This window comes from Streptomyces sp. NPDC031554 (genome assembly GCF_055580685.1).
This window is the reverse complement of the sequence record NZ_JBVIKX010000017.1, coordinates 125,969-141,852: the sequence shown is the minus strand read 5'-3', so window position 1 is coordinate 141,852 and position 15,884 is coordinate 125,969. Positions and strand designations below refer to the sequence as shown.

The 15,884-nt window shown below is 72.0% G+C and carries 15 protein-coding genes; 4 read left to right on the top strand and 11 right to left on the bottom strand.

All coding sequences use genetic code 11. The annotated features are described in order from the left end of the window. Window positions 1–131: 131 nt before the first annotated feature. The 5 genes from ACZ5FU_RS32230 to ACZ5FU_RS32210 form a co-directional block, all read right to left on the bottom strand. On the bottom strand, window positions 132–845 hold the full coding sequence (locus tag ACZ5FU_RS32230; RefSeq protein ID WP_451527187.1) for a response regulator: 714 nt from the start codon (window positions 843–845) through the stop codon (window positions 132–134). Next, on the bottom strand, window positions 842–3,496 hold the full coding sequence (locus ACZ5FU_RS32225) for a DUF4118 domain-containing protein (protein ID WP_451527186.1): 2,655 nt from the start codon (window positions 3,494–3,496) through the stop codon (window positions 842–844). The genes ACZ5FU_RS32230 and ACZ5FU_RS32225 overlap by 4 nt, the downstream gene beginning before the upstream one ends. Window positions 3,497–3,862: 366 nt before the next feature. Further along, a complete protein-coding gene (locus tag ACZ5FU_RS32220; RefSeq protein ID WP_451527185.1) occupies window positions 3,863–4,627 on the bottom strand; it encodes a DUF3710 domain-containing protein in 765 nt (254 codons plus the stop codon). Window position 4,628: 1 nt separating this feature from the next. Continuing rightward, window positions 4,629–5,180: a dUTP diphosphatase gene (gene dut / locus ACZ5FU_RS32215; protein ID WP_451527184.1), complete on the bottom strand. Its 552-nt coding sequence runs from the start codon at window positions 5,178–5,180 to the stop codon at window positions 4,629–4,631. Beyond that, complete coding sequence (locus ACZ5FU_RS32210; RefSeq protein ID WP_451527183.1) at window positions 5,177–5,761, bottom strand: PaaI family thioesterase; 585 nt, start codon at window positions 5,759–5,761, stop codon at window positions 5,177–5,179. The genes dut and ACZ5FU_RS32210 overlap by 4 nt, the downstream gene beginning before the upstream one ends. A gap of 182 nt (window positions 5,762–5,943) precedes the next feature. Here ACZ5FU_RS32210 and ACZ5FU_RS32205 point away from each other — a divergent pair, with 182 nt between their 5' ends. Further along, window positions 5,944–6,408 carry a DUF3093 domain-containing protein gene (locus ACZ5FU_RS32205; RefSeq protein WP_469047623.1) on the top strand — a complete coding sequence of 155 codons (465 nt, stop codon included), beginning with the start codon at window positions 5,944–5,946 and terminating at the stop codon, window positions 6,406–6,408. Between the two features lie 112 nt (window positions 6,409–6,520). Here the strand turns inward: ACZ5FU_RS32205 and ACZ5FU_RS32200 are convergent, their stop codons facing one another. The 4 genes from ACZ5FU_RS32200 to ACZ5FU_RS32185 form a co-directional block, all read right to left on the bottom strand. Next, window positions 6,521–7,459: a hypothetical protein gene (locus ACZ5FU_RS32200; RefSeq protein ID WP_451779783.1), complete on the bottom strand. Its 939-nt coding sequence runs from the start codon at window positions 7,457–7,459 to the stop codon at window positions 6,521–6,523. A gap of 13 nt (window positions 7,460–7,472) precedes the next feature. Beyond that, window positions 7,473–7,769, bottom strand: coding sequence for a DUF4193 domain-containing protein (locus ACZ5FU_RS32195; protein ID WP_003993510.1), 297 nt, complete (start codon window positions 7,767–7,769; stop codon window positions 7,473–7,475). Window positions 7,770–8,164: 395 nt separating this feature from the next. Continuing rightward, complete coding sequence (locus ACZ5FU_RS32190) at window positions 8,165–9,397, bottom strand: sensor histidine kinase (protein WP_451527180.1); 1,233 nt, start codon at window positions 9,395–9,397, stop codon at window positions 8,165–8,167. Window positions 9,398–9,401: 4 nt separating this feature from the next. Continuing rightward, a complete protein-coding gene (locus tag ACZ5FU_RS32185; protein ID WP_020125132.1) occupies window positions 9,402–10,055 on the bottom strand; it encodes a response regulator transcription factor in 654 nt (217 codons plus the stop codon). 414 nt (window positions 10,056–10,469) lie between these two features. On the opposite strand from ACZ5FU_RS32185, the gene ACZ5FU_RS32180 reads away from it, so the two are divergent. Further along, the gene (locus tag ACZ5FU_RS32180) at window positions 10,470–10,643 is read left to right on the top strand and encodes a hypothetical protein (protein WP_366061247.1); all 174 of its coding nucleotides are present in this window, start codon (window positions 10,470–10,472) and stop codon (window positions 10,641–10,643) included. 121 nt (window positions 10,644–10,764) lie between these two features. Here ACZ5FU_RS32180 and ACZ5FU_RS32175 read toward each other — a convergent pair whose 3' ends face one another. Further along, window positions 10,765–11,580 carry an inositol monophosphatase family protein gene (locus ACZ5FU_RS32175; RefSeq protein ID WP_451527179.1) on the bottom strand — a complete coding sequence of 272 codons (816 nt, stop codon included), beginning with the start codon at window positions 11,578–11,580 and terminating at the stop codon, window positions 10,765–10,767. A gap of 8 nt (window positions 11,581–11,588) precedes the next feature. After that, a complete protein-coding gene (locus tag ACZ5FU_RS32170) occupies window positions 11,589–12,716 on the bottom strand; it encodes a ferrochelatase (protein WP_451527178.1) in 1,128 nt (375 codons plus the stop codon). A gap of 245 nt (window positions 12,717–12,961) precedes the next feature. Here ACZ5FU_RS32170 and ACZ5FU_RS32165 point away from each other — a divergent pair, with 245 nt between their 5' ends. Both ACZ5FU_RS32165 and ACZ5FU_RS32160 read left to right on the top strand, forming a co-directional pair. Then, window positions 12,962–14,200: an MFS transporter gene (locus tag ACZ5FU_RS32165; RefSeq protein WP_451779778.1), complete on the top strand. Its 1,239-nt coding sequence runs from the start codon at window positions 12,962–12,964 to the stop codon at window positions 14,198–14,200. Then, window positions 14,160–15,479: a D-arabinono-1,4-lactone oxidase gene (locus tag ACZ5FU_RS32160; RefSeq protein ID WP_451527176.1), complete on the top strand. Its 1,320-nt coding sequence runs from the start codon at window positions 14,160–14,162 to the stop codon at window positions 15,477–15,479. Before ACZ5FU_RS32165 ends, ACZ5FU_RS32160 begins: the two co-directional genes overlap by 41 nt. Window positions 15,480–15,884: the final 405 nt, after the last annotated feature.

The following is a 15,884-nucleotide window of genomic DNA, read 5'->3' as shown; positions in this document are numbered from 1 at the left end:
CTGAAGGGTACCGGGAGCCGCCACCGGGCCCGTACCCGCGTTCCGGCGCCTCCTCTCGTCCCCGCACCGGATGCCCCGCCCCCGCCCTGCCCCGCATCTGCCCGCCCTGCCCTGCCCGGACCCGTTGTGGCTCACTTCTCGAAGCGGTACCCCATCCCCGGCTCCGTGATGAAGTGCCGCGGGTGCGACGGATCGGCCTCCAGCTTCCTGCGCAGCTGCGCCATGTAGACCCGCAGGTAGTTCGTCTCCGTCCCGTACGACGGGCCCCACACCTCCTGGAGCAGCTGCTTCTGGCTGACCAGGCGGCCGGTGTTGCGCACCAGCACCTCCAGCAGATGCCACTCGGTGGGCGTGAGCCGTACGTCCTTGCCCTCCCGGTCGACCTTCTTGGCGCCCAGGTCGACCGTGAACCCGTCGGTCTCGACCAGGGCCTCCGGTTCTCCCCCGCCCGCGGGTTCGGCACGGCGGACGGCGGCCCGCAGCCGGGCCAGCAGCTCGTCCATCCCGAAGGGCTTGGTGACGTAGTCGTCGGCGCCCGCGTCGAGCGCCTCGACCTTCTCGTCCGAGGAGTGCCGGGCGGACAGCACCAGGATCGGCACCCGGGTCCAGCCGCGCAGGCCCCTGATCACCTCGATGCCGTCCATGTCGGGCAGCCCCAGGTCGAGCACGATCACGTCCGGGTGGCGGGCGGCGGCGAGCCGCAGGGCGGTGGTCCCGTCGTGAGCCGCGTCGACCTCGTACTTGCGGGCCTTGAGGTTGATCACGAGGGCGCGCACGATCTGGGGTTCGTCATCGACCACGAGCACCCTCGTGGGGTTCTGCGCGGTGCCCCCGGTCGAACTCATGAGGCCTGCCTTTCGGTCGGTGCGGGGTGGGCCGGCGCGGGGTGGGCCGGGGAGGGGTGGTCAGGTGCGGGGTGGGCCGGGGAGGGGTGGGCCGGGGAGGGGCCGGCGGTGGGGGTCGCGAGGTCCGCGGACCTCCCCGGCCGGGCGGCGCCCCGGTCCGCGACCGCACGCACGGTGAGCACCATGGTCAGTCCCCCGCCCGGTGTGTCCTCGGCGTGGAGCGTCCCGTCCATCGCCTCGGCGAAGCCGCGCGCGACCGCGAGGCCCAGGCCCACCCCCGCTCCGCGCGGAGCGTCGCCGTACCGCTGGAAGGGCTCGAAGATCCGCTCCTTGGCCTCGTCGGGGACGCCCGGCCCACGGTCCACGACCCGGACCTCGACCCGGTCGGCGAGCACGCTGGCGGCGACCAGCACGGGAACTCCGTCCGCGCTGTACTTCACCGCGTTCTCGACCAGGTTGGCGACCGACCGCTCCAGCAGCCCGGCGTCCACGGCGACCATCGGCAGCGTCTCCGGGACGTCCAGTGCCACGCTGTCCTCCGGAACGCCGCCGAGCGCCATCGGCACCACCTCGTCCAGGTCGGTCTCCCGGATGATCGGCGTGACCGTGCCGGTCTGGAGGCGGGACATGTCCAGGAGGTTCCCGACCAGGTGGTCGAGCCGGTCGGCGCCGTCCTCGATGCCCGCGAGCAGCTCCGCCCGGTCCTCCTCGGACCAGGTCACGTCCTCGGACCTGAGACTGGACACCGCCGCCTTGATCCCGGCCAGCGGGGTGCGCAGGTCGTGGCTGACGGCGGCCAGCAGTGCCGTACGGATGCGGTTGCCCTCGGCGAGCGTGCGGGCTCGGTCGGCCTCCTCCTGGAGGCGCCGCCGGTCCAGTACGACGACCGCCTGCGCGGCGAAGGCGGCCAGCACCCGCCGGTCCTCCGCGGGCAGCAGCCGCCCGGTGAGCGCCAGCGCCAGACGGTCCCCGACGGGCACGTCCACATCGGCGTCCTCGGGTCTGTCCACGGGCCGGCCCATGCCGGCCCGGCCCGCGCAGATCCAGGGTGCCGTGCCGTCCCCGCGCTCCAGCAGGGCCGCCGACTCCATGCCGAAGGTCTCCCGGACCCGTTCGAGCAGCGCCTCCAGGCTGGTCTCGCCGCGCAGCACATTGCCCGCCAGATAGGAGAGGATCTCCGACTCCGCCCGCAGCCTGGCCGCCTGATGGGTGCGCCGGGCGGCCAGGTCGACCACCGACGCCACGGACACCGCGACCCCGACGAAGATCACGATGGCGACGATGTTCTTCGGGTCGGCGACGGTCCAGTGGTGCAGGGGCGGTGTGTAGAAGTAGTTCAGGAGCAGGGAGCCCAGCGCCGCCGAGGCCAGCGCCGGCAGCAGACCGCCGAGCAGCGCCGCCGCCACCGTCACCGCCAGGAACAGCAGCATGTCGTTGGCGAGGCCGAGACGGACCGTGCTGAGCAGTACCGTCATCAGCGGAGGGCCGGCCAGCCCGACCGCCCAGCCCCAGACGATCCGGGCCCGCCCGAGCCGGGCGCCCCGAGCCACCGGCAGTCCCCGCCCCTTGGCAGCCTCCTCGTGGGTGACGATGTGCACGTCGAGGTCGGGTCCCGACTCGCGCGCGACGGTGGCGCCGACCCCGGGTCCGAACACGTACTGCCAGGCCTTGCGGCGGGAGGAGCCGAGGACGATCTGGGTGGCGTTGGCACCCCGCGCGAAGTCGAGCAGCGCCGCGGGGACGTCGTCACCGACGACGTGGTGGAAGGTGCCGCCGAGGTCCTCGACGAGGGTGCGCTGGACCGCCAGCTCCTTGGGCGAGGCGGAGGTCAGGCCGTCGCTGCCGGCGATGTAGACGGCCAGCACCTCTCCGCCGGCGCCCTTCTCCGCGAGCCGGGTCGCGCGCCGGATCAGCGTCCTGCCCTCCGGTCCGCCGGTCAGCCCCACAACGATCCGCTCCCGCGAGCCCCAGATCGCCGACACCCGGTGCTCGCTGCGGTACTGCTTCAGGTGCTCGTCGACCCGGTCGGCGACCCACAGCAGGGCCAGCTCGCGCAGGGCGGTGAGGTTGCCCGGCCGGAAGTAGTTCGACAGGGCCGCGTCGACCTTGTCGGGCGAGTAGATGTTGCCGTGCGCCATGCGGCGGCGGAGGGCCTGTGGCGACATGTCGACCAGCTCGATCTGGTCGGCGCGGCGCACGAACTCGTCCGGGACCGTCTCCTGCTGCCGCACCCCCGTGATCGCCCCCACGACGTCGCCGAGTGACTCCAGGTGCTGGATGTTGACCGTGGAGACCACGTCGATGCCCGCGGCCAGCAGTTCCTCCACGTCCTGCCAGCGCTTGGTGTGGCGCGAACCCGGCACGTTGGTGTGGGCCAGCTCGTCCACCAGGGCGACCTGGGGGTTGCGGGCGAGCACCGCGTCCACGTCCATCTCGGTGAAGGCGCCGCCCCGGTACTCCAGCTGCCGGCGGGCGATCTCCTCCAGGCCGTGCAGCATGACCTCGGTGCGCGGCCGGTCGTGGTGCTCGACGAAAGCCACCACGCAGTCCGTGCCGCGCTCCACGCGGCGGTGGGCCTCGGACAGCATCGCGTAGGTCTTGCCCACGCCCGGCGCCGCGCCGAGGTAGATCCGAAGCTTCCCGCGTGCCATGGCCTCATTGTCTTCCGGTGTCTCCTGCGTGCGCAGCGTCGACCCTACGGCCGACGACACGGACAAAGGGGGCGGGGAGAAGGGCGCGGGAGCACTTTGACGCAACCCTGACGCGGTGGACTCTCCGCAGGTCGACACGGTCATCCGCCCTCCTCCTCGCTCCCTCGCCGTTCCCCCTCACCACTACATCGGACGAGACCCCCCGATCGGTTCACGCCCGACGCCCCCGCTTCCGCACACCGTCGCGGGCCGCCCTCCGCCGCGACGGTGACGCCGGGGTGCGCGCACGCGACAGGGCCGCACCCCGGAAAGGGTGCGGCCCTGTTCTGTACGGCGTCGCGCGCGGCCGGCGACGCGGTGCTCCCGCTAGCGGACCTCGGTGATCTCCGGTCCTCGCTGCAGCTGGCCCATGCCACCGGAGAAGCGGGACCCCGCGTCCTCCTGCTGGACGCTCTCCGGAACCATCTGGGCGTCGTCGGGCAGCTTCAGGACGATCGGGTCGCGGGGCGCCATGGGGCCCTCGCCGCGGACCACGACCGTGTCCCGGAAGATCTGCTCCAGCAGACCGGCGGCCTGCGGCTGCACCGCGCCCTGCCCGGAGATCACGCCGCGCAGGAACCAGCGGGGACCGTCCACCCCGACGAACCGCACGACGTGGAAACCGCTCGTGCCGTCCGGCAGCTGCACCGGCACCTGCGCCCGCAGTTCCCAGCCCAGCGGGCCCTCGACCTCGTCGATGATGCCGCCCTGCTGGGTGATGCCGGAGGCGATCTCCTCGCGCACCTCGCCCCAGATGCCCTCACGCTTGGGAGCGGCGAAGGCCTGGAGCTGGACGGCGCTGTCGCGCAGGACGACGGTCGCCGCGACGATCGCGTCGCCCGCGACCTCCACCCGCAGCTCCATGCCGTCGACTCCGGGCACGAAGAGGCCGCCCAGGTCCACGCGTCCCTCGGCGGGGTCGCGCACCTCCGAGCTGTCCCAGGGCCCGTCGGGCCTCGGCTCGGGCTCCAGCCTCACGCGCTCGCGCCCGCCCTCCGCCTCGTCCGCCTCAGTGTCGACACTGTCGACGACCTGCTCGGCCTCGCCGGCCGCGTCCTCGGCGGCATCCTTCTTCTTGCGACGTCCGAACACGTCACTGTCCTTCCCGGTCGGATACGACCGAAGCGTATCGATTCCCACCCGTCGCGCCGCCTACGGCGGCTTGACCGTCTGTGCCGCTTCCGCCGTCCACGGCGGCGTGGCCACCGGTGGACCCGAAGCCCCCCTCGGCCCGTGCCGAGTCGGGAAGTTCCGCGACCTCCTGGAAGCGGACCTTCTCGACCTGCTGGACAACCAGTTGGGCAATCCGGTCGAAGCGCTCGAACCGCACGGACTCGCGCGGGTCGAGATTCACCACGATCACCTTGATCTCCCCACGGTACCCGGCATCAACCGTCCCCGGGGCATTCACGAGAGCGACGCCGCATCGGGCGGCGAGCCCCGACCGGGGATGCACGAAGGCCGCGTACCCCTCGGGCAGCGCGACGGACACCCCCGTGGGCAGCACGGCCCGTTCCCCCGGCGCCAGTTCACGGCTCTCGGTGGTCCGCAGATCGGCCCCCGCGTCACCGGGATGCGCGTACGCCGGAAGCGGTACGTCGGGATCGACGCGCCGGATCAGCACGGGCACGGGCTCACGGCTCACGGGTTCACCTCGAAGGCGCGGCCGCGACGGACCTGGTCCGGGTCGCTCATGGCGGCGTCGATCTCCTCCCGGCGGCCGTGCTCGACGAAGTGCTTCACCTGGACCTCGACGAAGAGCGCGTCGGCGCGGACCGCGACGGGGCCCTCCGGGCCGCCGATACGGCCGGTGGCCGTGCAGTAGATCTTCCGTCCGGCCACGGCCGTCACCTCGGCCTCCAGGTACAGCGTCGTGCCGACGGGGACGGGCCGCGCGAAGTCGGTCTCCAGCCGTCCGGTCACGGCGATCGTCCGCAGCAGCCAGTTCAGCGAACCGAGCGTCTCGTCGAGCGCGGTGGCCAGCACCCCGCCGTGCGCCAGACCCGGCGCGCCCTGATGAGCGGGCTGCACGGTGAACTCAGCGGTGACGGTCACTCCCTCACCGGCCCGCGCCTCCAGGTGCAGCCCGTGCGACTGCCCGCCGCCACAGCCGAAACACTGTTCGTAGTGCGCGCCGAGAAGCTCGCCGGGCGCGGGCGCGTCGGGGTGCCGGACCGGTTTCACGGCGTCGGCCGGAGGCTCAAGAGCTGCGGAAGTACCACTCACAGCCGCAGACCTTACCCGCCCTCCCGTCGCCCGCCTCCACCCCGACCGGCAGCACCACGCCCCGGCCTCCCCCACCCCTCCCGCCGCCCGCCGCCAACCCGGCCGGCAGCACCGCTCGCCCCGCCCTCACCCGCCGCCACCCTGGGCCGGGCACGGTCCGGTCACCGTGCCAAGCTTGGTTCATGCAGCTCTCCGCCACCCCGTACGACGAACGCCTCACCGCGCCCCGCTCCTGGTGGGCCCTCTCGCTCCTCGTGGGCGTCGCCTTCGCCCTGATCCTGCTGCCGTTCGGCACCCTGCCGCTGCTCGGCGGCCTGGTCGGCGGCACCGCGGTCGCCGCCGTCGCGGCCAGTTCGTACGGCTCGCTCCGCATCCGCGTGGTGGGTGACTCCCTGATCGCGGGAGAGGCGAAGATCCCGGTCTCGGCCCTGGGTGAGGCGGAGGTGCTGGACGCGGAGGAAGCCCGGGCCTGGCGCACGTACAAGGCGGACACCCGGGCGTTCCTGCTGCTGCGCGCCTACATCCCCACCGCGCTGCGCGTGGAGGTCACCGACCCGGCCGACCCGACGCCCTACCTGTACCTGTCGACCCGTGACCCGCAGCGGCTGGCCGAGGCACTGCGAGCGGCACGCCAGCCCGCGGCCTAGGCGGGGTTCACCGGGCCCGGCGGGGCGGAAGGGGCGCGGGCGGGGGAATCCCGGCCGGAAGAGGGATCGCGGCGCGGGCAAAGGTTTCGCCTCCGCCGCGCAAAGACTTCGCTCAGCCGCCGATTTCGCCGGGTCTGTCCCCGAGCGGCAGCGGATTCTCCGGCTGCTCGAGAGCCGGCAGGTCGGACAGCTCGTCCCACGGCACCTGCATCCTGCGCAGGTCGGACCGGACCTTGGCGGCCAGTTTCCTGGTGTCCCGGCGGTTCATGAGCGCGCCCACGGCGGCACCCACGAGGAAGGGCATGAGGTTCGGCAGGTTGCGGACCGTGCGCTTCATGATCTGCTGCCGCAGCTCGCGCCTCATGTGGCCGCCGAGCGCCGAGTTGAACGAGGCGGGCTTCAGTACGTCCACACCGCGCTCGCCCGACCAGGAGCGCAGATACGCGGTGCTGCGATCCACGAGGTTCCCGGCGGGGCGCACCCCGTAGACCTCGTGCAGTTCGGCGATCAGCTTCAGCTCGATCGCCGCCACGCCGCTGATCTCCGCGGCGATCTCGGCCGGCATGGCCGGCGGTACGGGCAGCATGGCCGCCGCGCCGATGCCCGCGCCCACGGTGGACGAGGCCTTCGCCGCGCCCGCCACGAGCTTGTCGGCGATCTGCTCCGGCCCGAGCCCGGGGAACTGCCGGCGCAGCGTCCGAAGATCCCGTACGGGGATGCGCGGGGCCATCTCGATGATCCGGTCGGCGAGGTGGGCGATGCCCGCCCTGGCGCGGTCGCCGCCCCTGCGGGCGCCTTCCTTGGCCAGGTCCACCGCCTTGTGCCGGATCGCCGCGACCCGTCGTCGGACGACGGGCGCGGCGCCCTGGGCCGGCGCCGGGAGACCGCCCCGGTCGCCCGCCGCGCCGAGCGAGGCCGATCCCGCGGGGAGGATTCCCTCGCCGGATGGGCCCCGCTCGTCGTCACGCGCGCTGTGAGGGCCGTCGGACGGCCCCTTGTCCGCTCCCGACGGGAGGAAGCGGCGCTTCCGAGGAGGGGTCGAGCCAGTCATGGCCGACCCGCCCTCAGTCGCAGTCGCGGCAGATCGGCTGGCCGTTCTTCTCGCGGGCCAGCTGGCTGCGGTGGTGCACCAGGAAGCAGCTCATGCAGGTGAACTCGTCCTGCTGCTTGGGCAGCACCCGGACGGCCAGTTCCTCGTTGGAGAGGTCCGCGCCGGGCAGTTCCAGGCCTTCCGCGGCCTCGAACTCGTCGACGTCGACCGCGGAGGCGGACTTGTCGTTCCGCCGGGCCTTCAGTTCTTCAAGGCTGTCGGAGTCAACGTCATCATCGGTCTTGCGTGGGGTGTCGTAATCGGTTGCCATTTCGCCTCTCCCCCTCTGGGTGTCTGCGGTGTCTTCAGCGCACGTAACGCGTGAGAGGCCGGACTTGTGCCCGCCTCGAGGCGGAGATTTTGCCTCACATCAAGGTCTGTTACTCAATCGACACCCAACCGGACTCCTCACGAGTGATCGGGTTGGATGGCGATCGGGACCGTACACGGTCCGAATGCCACACCACAAAGGCGCCTCACCGTGTACTTCCCGTGATCAGGACCCCTGAAAACCCGGAGTTTCCGGGCTTTCCGACAGCATTCATGATCACGGAGAGTAGATAGCCGGAAAATCGCCCTTGTGATCGATCACACACGGGAAAGCCCGATCGGGGCCTCGAAAATTCCGCGCAGAGCGAACAAGCCCATGTGTGTCGCGGCCGGCTCTCACAGCGGCAGGCTGACTCGCATCACGAGCCCTCCTCCCTCGCGCGGCTGGGCCGCGATATGGCCGCCGTGCGCCCGTGCCACGGAGCGCGCGATCGACAGGCCGAGGCCGACGCCCTTGTCACTGCCCGTACGCTCCGTGCGCAGCCGCCGGAAGGGCTCGAAAAGGTTGTCGATCTCGTAGGCGGGAACCACCGGGCCCGTATTGGACACGACGAGCACCGCCTGGCCGTGCAGGACCTCGGTGGTCACCTCGACCCAGCCGTCCTCGGGGACGTTGTAGCGCACGGCGTTCTGCACCAGGTTAAGCGCGATCCGCTCCAGCAGTACGCCATTGCCCTGGACGACCGCGGAGTTCCGCTTCCCGCGGATCCGCACGCCCTTCGCCTCCGCCTCGCCGTGCACCTGGTCGATGGCCTGCCCGGCGACCTCGGCGAGGTCGACCGGCTTGCGCTCGACGATCTGGTTGTCGCTGCGGGCCAGCAGCAGCAGGCCCTCCACCAGCTGCTCGCTGCGCTCGTTGGTGGCCAGCAGCGTCTTGCCCAGCTGCTGCAGTTCCACCGGCGCGTCCGGGTCGGAGAGGTGCACCTCGAGGAGCGTGCGGTTGATGGCCAGCGGCGTTCTCAGCTCGTGCGAGGCGTTGCCCACGAAACGCTGCTGGGCGGTGAAGGCCCGCTGCAGCCGCTCCAGCATGTCGTCGAAGGTGTCGGCCAGCTCCTTCAGCTCGTCGTCCGGCCCGTCCAGCTCGATACGGCGCGACAGGTCCGAGCCCGCCACGGAACGCGCGGTGCGCAGGATCCGGCCGAGCGGGGACAGCACCCGGCCGGCCATGGCGTAGCCGAACGCGAAGGCGATCACGGCGAGTCCGAGCAGGGCCAGCAGCGAGCGGCTGAGCAGGTCGTCCAGGGCGTGCTGGCGCTGCTGGTTGACGCACTCGTTCATCGCTCGGTTGAGCTCGCTGGCGGTCGGCTGGTTGGGGAAGTTACAGATGTCGCTGGCGACCTGGCCGATGAGGATCTTGAAGGGCAGCTCACTGCCCACGTTGAGCGCGTTCGCCGCCAGCAGGTAGATGATCGACAGCAGCAGGATGCCGGCGATCAGGAACATCCCGCCGTAGAGCAGCGTGAGCCGTATCCGGATGGTCGGGCGCAGCCAGGGGAAGGGGGCCTGCGGCCTCCTGGGGTCCCAGGTGGGCTTCGGAGGCGCCTGGGGAGGCGCCGGGGTCGTGGCCATGAGATCAGATCCGGTAGCCGGAGCCGGGGACGGTGACGATCACCGGCGGCTCACCGAGCTTGCGACGCAGGGTCATGACGGTCACGCGCACGACGTTGGTGAAGGGGTCGGTGTTCTCGTCCCAGGCCTTCTCCAGGAGCTGCTCCGCGGAGACGACGGCGCCCTCGCTGCGCATCAGCACCTCCAGGACGGCGAACTCCTTGGGGGCGAGCTGCACCTCCTTGCCGTCCCGGAAGACCTCGCGGCGGTTCGGGTCGAGCTTGATGCCGGCGCGCTCCAGCACGGGCGGCAGCGGCAGGCTGGTGCGCCGGCCCAGGGCCCGCACGCGTGCGATCAGCTCGCTGAAGGCGAAGGGCTTCGGGAGGTAGTCGTCGGCGCCGATCTCCAGGCCCTCGACGCGGTCGCTGACGTCACCGGAGGCCGTGAGCATGAGCACGCGGGTGGGCATGCCCAGCTCGACGATCTTGCGGCAGACGTCGTCGCCGTGCACGAGCGGGAGGTCGCGGTCGAGGACGACCACGTCGTAGTCGTTGACGCCGATGCGCTCGAGGGCGGCCGCACCGTCGTACACGACGTCGACGGCCATGGCCTCCCGGCGCAGTCCGGTGGCCACCGCATCGGCGAGCAGCTGCTCGTCCTCGACGACGAGTACGCGCACGTCGCTTGTCCTTCCTGTGTCCACCCGCGTAGCGCGCTGTGGGCGCACTCGGGCAGGGGTTCGGCGGGTGTGGGCTTCCATCCTGCCCTTTTCGGCCATAAGTCGGCGGTAAGACGGGTGCGGGGCCGTAAGGGGCAGGTGTGAAGCCCGGGAATGCCGGATTTTCTCGCCGGGTTGAGGTTTCTGCGGGAGGGAGCGGGGGGAGGACGGCTTTACACCCCGCGATCACGCTCTGCATGTGCCGTAGCACCATGCGGCACTCCGCGATCCGCTTTCCGCAGAGTGGGCGTGGGTGTCCGGCACCGTCGCCGCCCGGCCGGGCAGCGCTGGGCACCCACTGGAGACGTGATCGCCCCTTCCCAACCGGCACACCCCCGTGCCACAGACCCACGACCAAGGACGAGGGGGCGCAGCATGGACGCATTCACCGCAGGACTTCTGCAGCGCATAAGGGCGACCGAGTCCGACCTGACGCGGGCTCGGAGCGAGGGCGACGACTTCCTCGTGGAGGTCGAGCAGGGCGAGCTCGACGACCTGCGCCGTCTCGCCGCCGAGCACGGTGTGCAGGTCGGCGCGACGAGCGTCTGAGGCAGTTCGCACGCACGACGGAGGGGCCCCGGCGAATCCAGCGCCGGGGCCCCTTCGTGCTCTCGCGTCGGGTGCCCGGCCTGGCACCCGCGAACACGTCGTCGTGCGTCCGGACGTGCGTTCAGTCGTGCCAGGCGCCGAGATCCTCCAGGAGCCGCTGGAGGGGCTCGAAGACGCCCGGCGTCGCGGCGATCGCCAACTCGCGCGAGGGGCGCTCTCCGGGGCGTCCACCGGTCAGGGCGCCCGCCTCCCGGGCGATCAGGTCGCCCGCCGCGAGGTCCCACGGGTGCAGACCGCGCTCGTAGTACCCGTCGAGCCGGCCGGCGGCCACGTCGCACAGGTCGACGGCCGCGGAGCCACCGCGTCGGATGTCGCGCAGCAGCGGGATCATTCGCCGGGCGACGTCGGCCTGGTGGGTGCGGACGTCGGTGACGTAGTTGAAGCCGGTGGAGACCAGCGCCTGTTCGAGCGGGGCCGCGGGCCGGCAGGTGAGGCGGCGTTCGCCCTCCCAGGCTCCGGTCGCCCAGGCGCCGCCTCCGCGCACCGCGCGGTAGGTCTCGCCGCGCATCGGGATCGCCACGACGCCGGCGACGGTCTCGCCGTCCTGTTCGGCGGCGATGGAGACGGCCCAGGTGGGCAGGCCGTACAGGTAGTTCACGGTGCCGTCGAGGGGATCGATCACCCAGCGGATTCCGCTGCCGCCCTCACCGGAGGCGCCCTCCTCGCCGAGGAAGCCGTCGTCGGAGCGGTGGCGGGAGATCAGGTCGGTGATCAGCTTCTCGGCCGCGATGTCCATCTCGGTGACGACGTCGATGGGGCTCGACTTGGTGGCGGCGACCGCGAGGTCGGCCGGGCGGCCGTCCCTCAGCAGTTCGCCGGCCCGGCGGGCGGCCTCCTCCGCGAGTTCGAGCAGTTCCCTGTGCAGGGGGTCGGTCACGGCGCTCCTCACGCGTACGGGCTGTCGGCGCCCGCCGCGGCGGGCCTGGGGGCGCGGGACGGGCAGCAGCCGACCGGACAGAGGTCGTGGCTCGCCCCCAGGGCGCCCAGGACGCACGGGGTGACGTCGCGTCCGCTCTCGGCCGCGGCACGCTCCAGGACGAGGTCGCGGACGGCGGCGGCGAAGCGCGGATCGGCACCGACGGTGGCCGAGCGGCGCACCGGCAGGCCCAGTTCCCCCGCCTTGGCCGTGGCCTCCGTGTCGAGGTCGTAGAGGACCTCCATGTGGTCGGAGACGAAGCCGATGGGGGCCATCACGACGGCCGGCGCCCCGGCGGCGTGCCGCTCCTCCAGGTGGTCGCAGATGTCGGGCTCCAGCCACGGGATGTGGGGAGCGCCGGACCGGGACTGGTAGACGAGCTGCCAGGGGTGGTCGACGCCGGTGCGCTCGCGGACGGCGTCGGCGACGAGCCGGGCCACGTCCAGGTGCTGCGCGACGTACGCCCCGCCGTCGCCGTGGCCCTCCTCGGGGCCGGAGGTGTCGGCGGCGGCCGTCGGGATGGAGTGGGTGGTGAAGGCGATGTGGGCGCCGTCGCGGACGTCCTCGGGGAGGTCGGCGAGGGAGCGGACCACACCGTCGACCATGGGCTCCACGAAGCCCGGGTGGTTGAAGTAGTGCCGCAGCTTGTCGATCTTCGGGAGCTCCAGGCCCTCGGCATCCAGGGCGGCCAGCGAGTCGGCGAGGTTCTCGCGGTACTGGCGGCAGCCCGAGTAGGAGGCGTAGGCGCTGGTGGCGAGGACGAGGATGCGGCGGCGGCCGTCGGCGACCATCTCGCGCAGGGTGTCCGTGAGGTACGGGGCCCAGTTGCGGTTGCCCCAGTAGACCGGGAGGTCGAGTCCGTGGTCCGCGAAGTCCCGGCGCAGGGCGTCCAGCAGGGTGCGGTTCTGGGCGTTGATGGGGCTGACCCCGCCGAACAGGAAGTAGTGCTGACCGACTTCCTTGAGGCGTTCCTTGGGGATGCCGCGCCCGCGTGTCACGTTCTCCAGGAACGGGACCACGTCGTCCGGGCCTTCAGGGCCGCCGAAGGAGAGCAGGAGCAGGGCGTCGTAGGGGGTGGCATCGAGCGCGTCTGGCATGTCTCGATCCTGCCACCCGTCGCCGACAGCCCGGAAACTCCGGGTGCCGTGGCGTGCGGATCCCTGGCGGAGGAGGACGGGCGGGGGTGCGTTAGGGTTGCCTAACTCGTAAGCTGTATCGGCTGCGTACACGCCTTACCGGGCGGGCAGCGCGTCCCGCATGTCCTGCCGAGCCCCGCAGCACCCCTTTCCTCGCGCCGTGCCGAGCCGTCACGCACGCGTGACCGGACCCGACGGAGACCTCCGTGCCCAGCTCCTACCGCGCCCTGTTCGCCGCCCCAGGCTCGAGGGGCTTCTCCGCCGCGGGGTTCCTCGGCCGGATGCCGCTGTCGATGATGGGCATCGGCGTGGTCACGATGGTCTCCCAGCTCACCGGGCGCTACGGCCTCGCGGGCGCCCTGTCGGCGACCATCGCGCTGTCGGCGGCGGCGATCGGGCCGCAGATCTCCCGCCTGGTGGACCGGCACGGGCAGCGCAGGGTGCTGCGGCCCGCCACGCTGGTCGCGCTCGCCGCGGCGGCGGGGCTGCTGCTGGCGGCGCATTTCACCTGGCCCGACTGGGTGCTGTTCACCTGCGCCGCCGGGATCGGCGCGGTGCCCTCCCTCGGCGCGATGATCCGGGCCCGCTGGGCGGCCCTGTACCGGGGCACCCCGCAGTTGCACACCGCGTACTCCTTCGAGTCCGTGGTGGACGAGGTCTGCTTCATCTTCGGCCCGATCATCTCCATCGGCCTGTCCACGGCCTGGTTCCCGGAGGCCGGTCCGCTGCTGGCGGCCTGCTTCCTCGCCGTCGGCGTCTTCTGGCTGACCGCGCAACGGGCGACCGAGCCCGAGCCCCATCCGCGCGAGCACAAGGGCGGCGGTACGGCGATGCGCTCGCCCGGACTGCAGGTGCTGGTGGCGACCTTCGTGGCGACGGGGACGATCTTCGGGGCGGTCGACGTGGTCACCGTCGCCTTCGCCGACGAGCAGGGGCACAAGGCCGCCGCGAGCCTCGTCCTGGCGGTCTACGCGGCCGGTTCCTGCGTGGCGGGTCTCGTTTTCGGCCTGCTGCGCCCCCAGGGGGCCCCCGAGCGGCGCTGGCTGCTGGGCGTGTTCATGATGGGCGTGAGTATGATCCCCCTCCTACTGGTCGGGAACCTGCCGTTTCTGGCCGTGGCGCTCTTCGTCTCGGGCCTCGCCATCGCTCCCACGATGATCACGACGATGTCCCTCATCGAGGAGCACGTACCACGCGCGCAGCTGACCGAGGGCATGACCTGGGTGAGTACCGGGCTCGCGGTCGGGGTCGCCCTGGGCTCCTCGATCGCCGGCTGGGTCATCGACACGGCGGGTGCGCGGGCCGGGTACGGGGTTCCGGCGGTGTCCGGGGCCGTCGCGGTCGCGGTCGGTTTCCTCGGGTACCGTCGGCTCAGCAGGCCGGCGCCGGGTCGGGGAGGCACCGTTGAGCAGCACAGCGAGCGGGCAGAGCGGCACGTGGCGTAACTGGGGCGGCAACGTCGTCTCCCGTCCCGCGCGGGAGGTCACGCCCGCCTCCGTCGACGAGCTGGCGGCGGCCGTGCGCCGGGCGGCCGAGGACGGGCTGACGGTCAAGGCGGTCGGCACGGGCCATTCCTTCACGTCGATCGCCGCGACGGACGGCGTGTTGATCCGCCCTCAGCTGTTGACCGGCATCCGCGACATCGATCGCGACGCGATGACCGTCACGGTCGAGGCGGGCACCCCGCTCAAGAGACTCAACCTGGCGCTGGCGCGCGAGGGCCTGTCGCTCACCAACATGGGCGACATCATGGAGCAGACCGTCTCGGGTGCCGTCAGTACGGGCACCCACGGCACGGGCCGGGAGTCGGCCTCCATAGCCGCGCAGATCAGGGGCCTGGAGCTGGTCACCGCCGACGGCTCGGTGCTGACCTGCTCGCCGAAGGAGAACCCGGACGTCTTCGCGGCGGCCCGGATCGGTCTCGGCGCCCTCGGCGTCGTCACCGCGATCACCTTCGCCGTGGAGCCGGTCTTCCTGCTCACCGCGCGCGAGGAACCGATGCCGTTCGACAAGGTCCTCGCGGACTTCGACGAACTGTGGGCCGAGAACGAGCACTTCGAGTTCTACTGGTTCCCGCACACCGGCAACACCAACACCAAGCGCAACAACCGCAGCGCGGGCCCGCCCAGGCCGGTGGGACGGCTGGCCGGCTGGTTCGAGGACGAGTTCCTCTCCAACGGCGTCTTCCAGGCGGCCCAGTGGGTGGGCCGGGCGGTACCGGCCACCGTCCCGGCCATCGCCGGGGTGTCCAGCAGGGCGCTCTCCGCACGCAGCTACACGGACATCCCGTACAAGGTCTTCACGTCGCCGCGCCGGGTCCGGTTCGTGGAGATGGAGTACGCCGTGCCGCGCGAGGCGGTGACCGGGGCGCTGCGGGAGCTGCGGGCCATGATCGAACGCTCTCCGCTGCGGATCGGCTTCCCCGTGGAGGTGCGCACCGCGCCGGCCGACGACATCACCCTGTCCACCGCGTCCGGCCGCGACAGCGCGTACATCGCCGTCCACATGGCCAAGGGCTCGCCGTACCGGGGGTACTTCACCGCCGCCGAGCGTATCTTCACCGCGCACGAGGGCCGGCCGCACTGGGGCAAGATCCACACGCGGGACGCGGAGTACCTCGCCGCCGCCTACCCGCGGTTCGCCGAGTTCACGGCGCTGCGGGACCGGCTGGATCCCGACCGGCGCTTCCAGAACGACTACCTGCGGAGGGTTCTGGGGCAGTAGCGGGCCGTCGGGCGCGGGAGGGCCGACCGCCGGTTCCGCCCCCGCGAGCCCGCGGCCCGAGGGGCACCCGGGCCGCTCCGCCCCTTCGCCCGCCGCCTCCCCGACCTCCCGCCACTGCCGTGACGCATGCCACATCCAAGATCGCGGAAAGCGCTTGCCGAATCGCCAAGTCGCCCCCCTCGCCAGAAGTTGGGCGGCGCGCCAATCCACGCAGGTGGCCCGAATGGAGTACTGTTGCGAGCCCTGGGTCCGGTCTCCCACCAGGATGTCCGGAGCCTTGACGGACAGCCAGGAGGGGGCCGGTTGCGCAGGGTTACGGATTTGGTCACTCAGCGTGGCGAATTGATAACCGTGCCATAACGGCGGTCAAGGGCCCACGCGCGACACGCCGGGCAACTCGGCAAG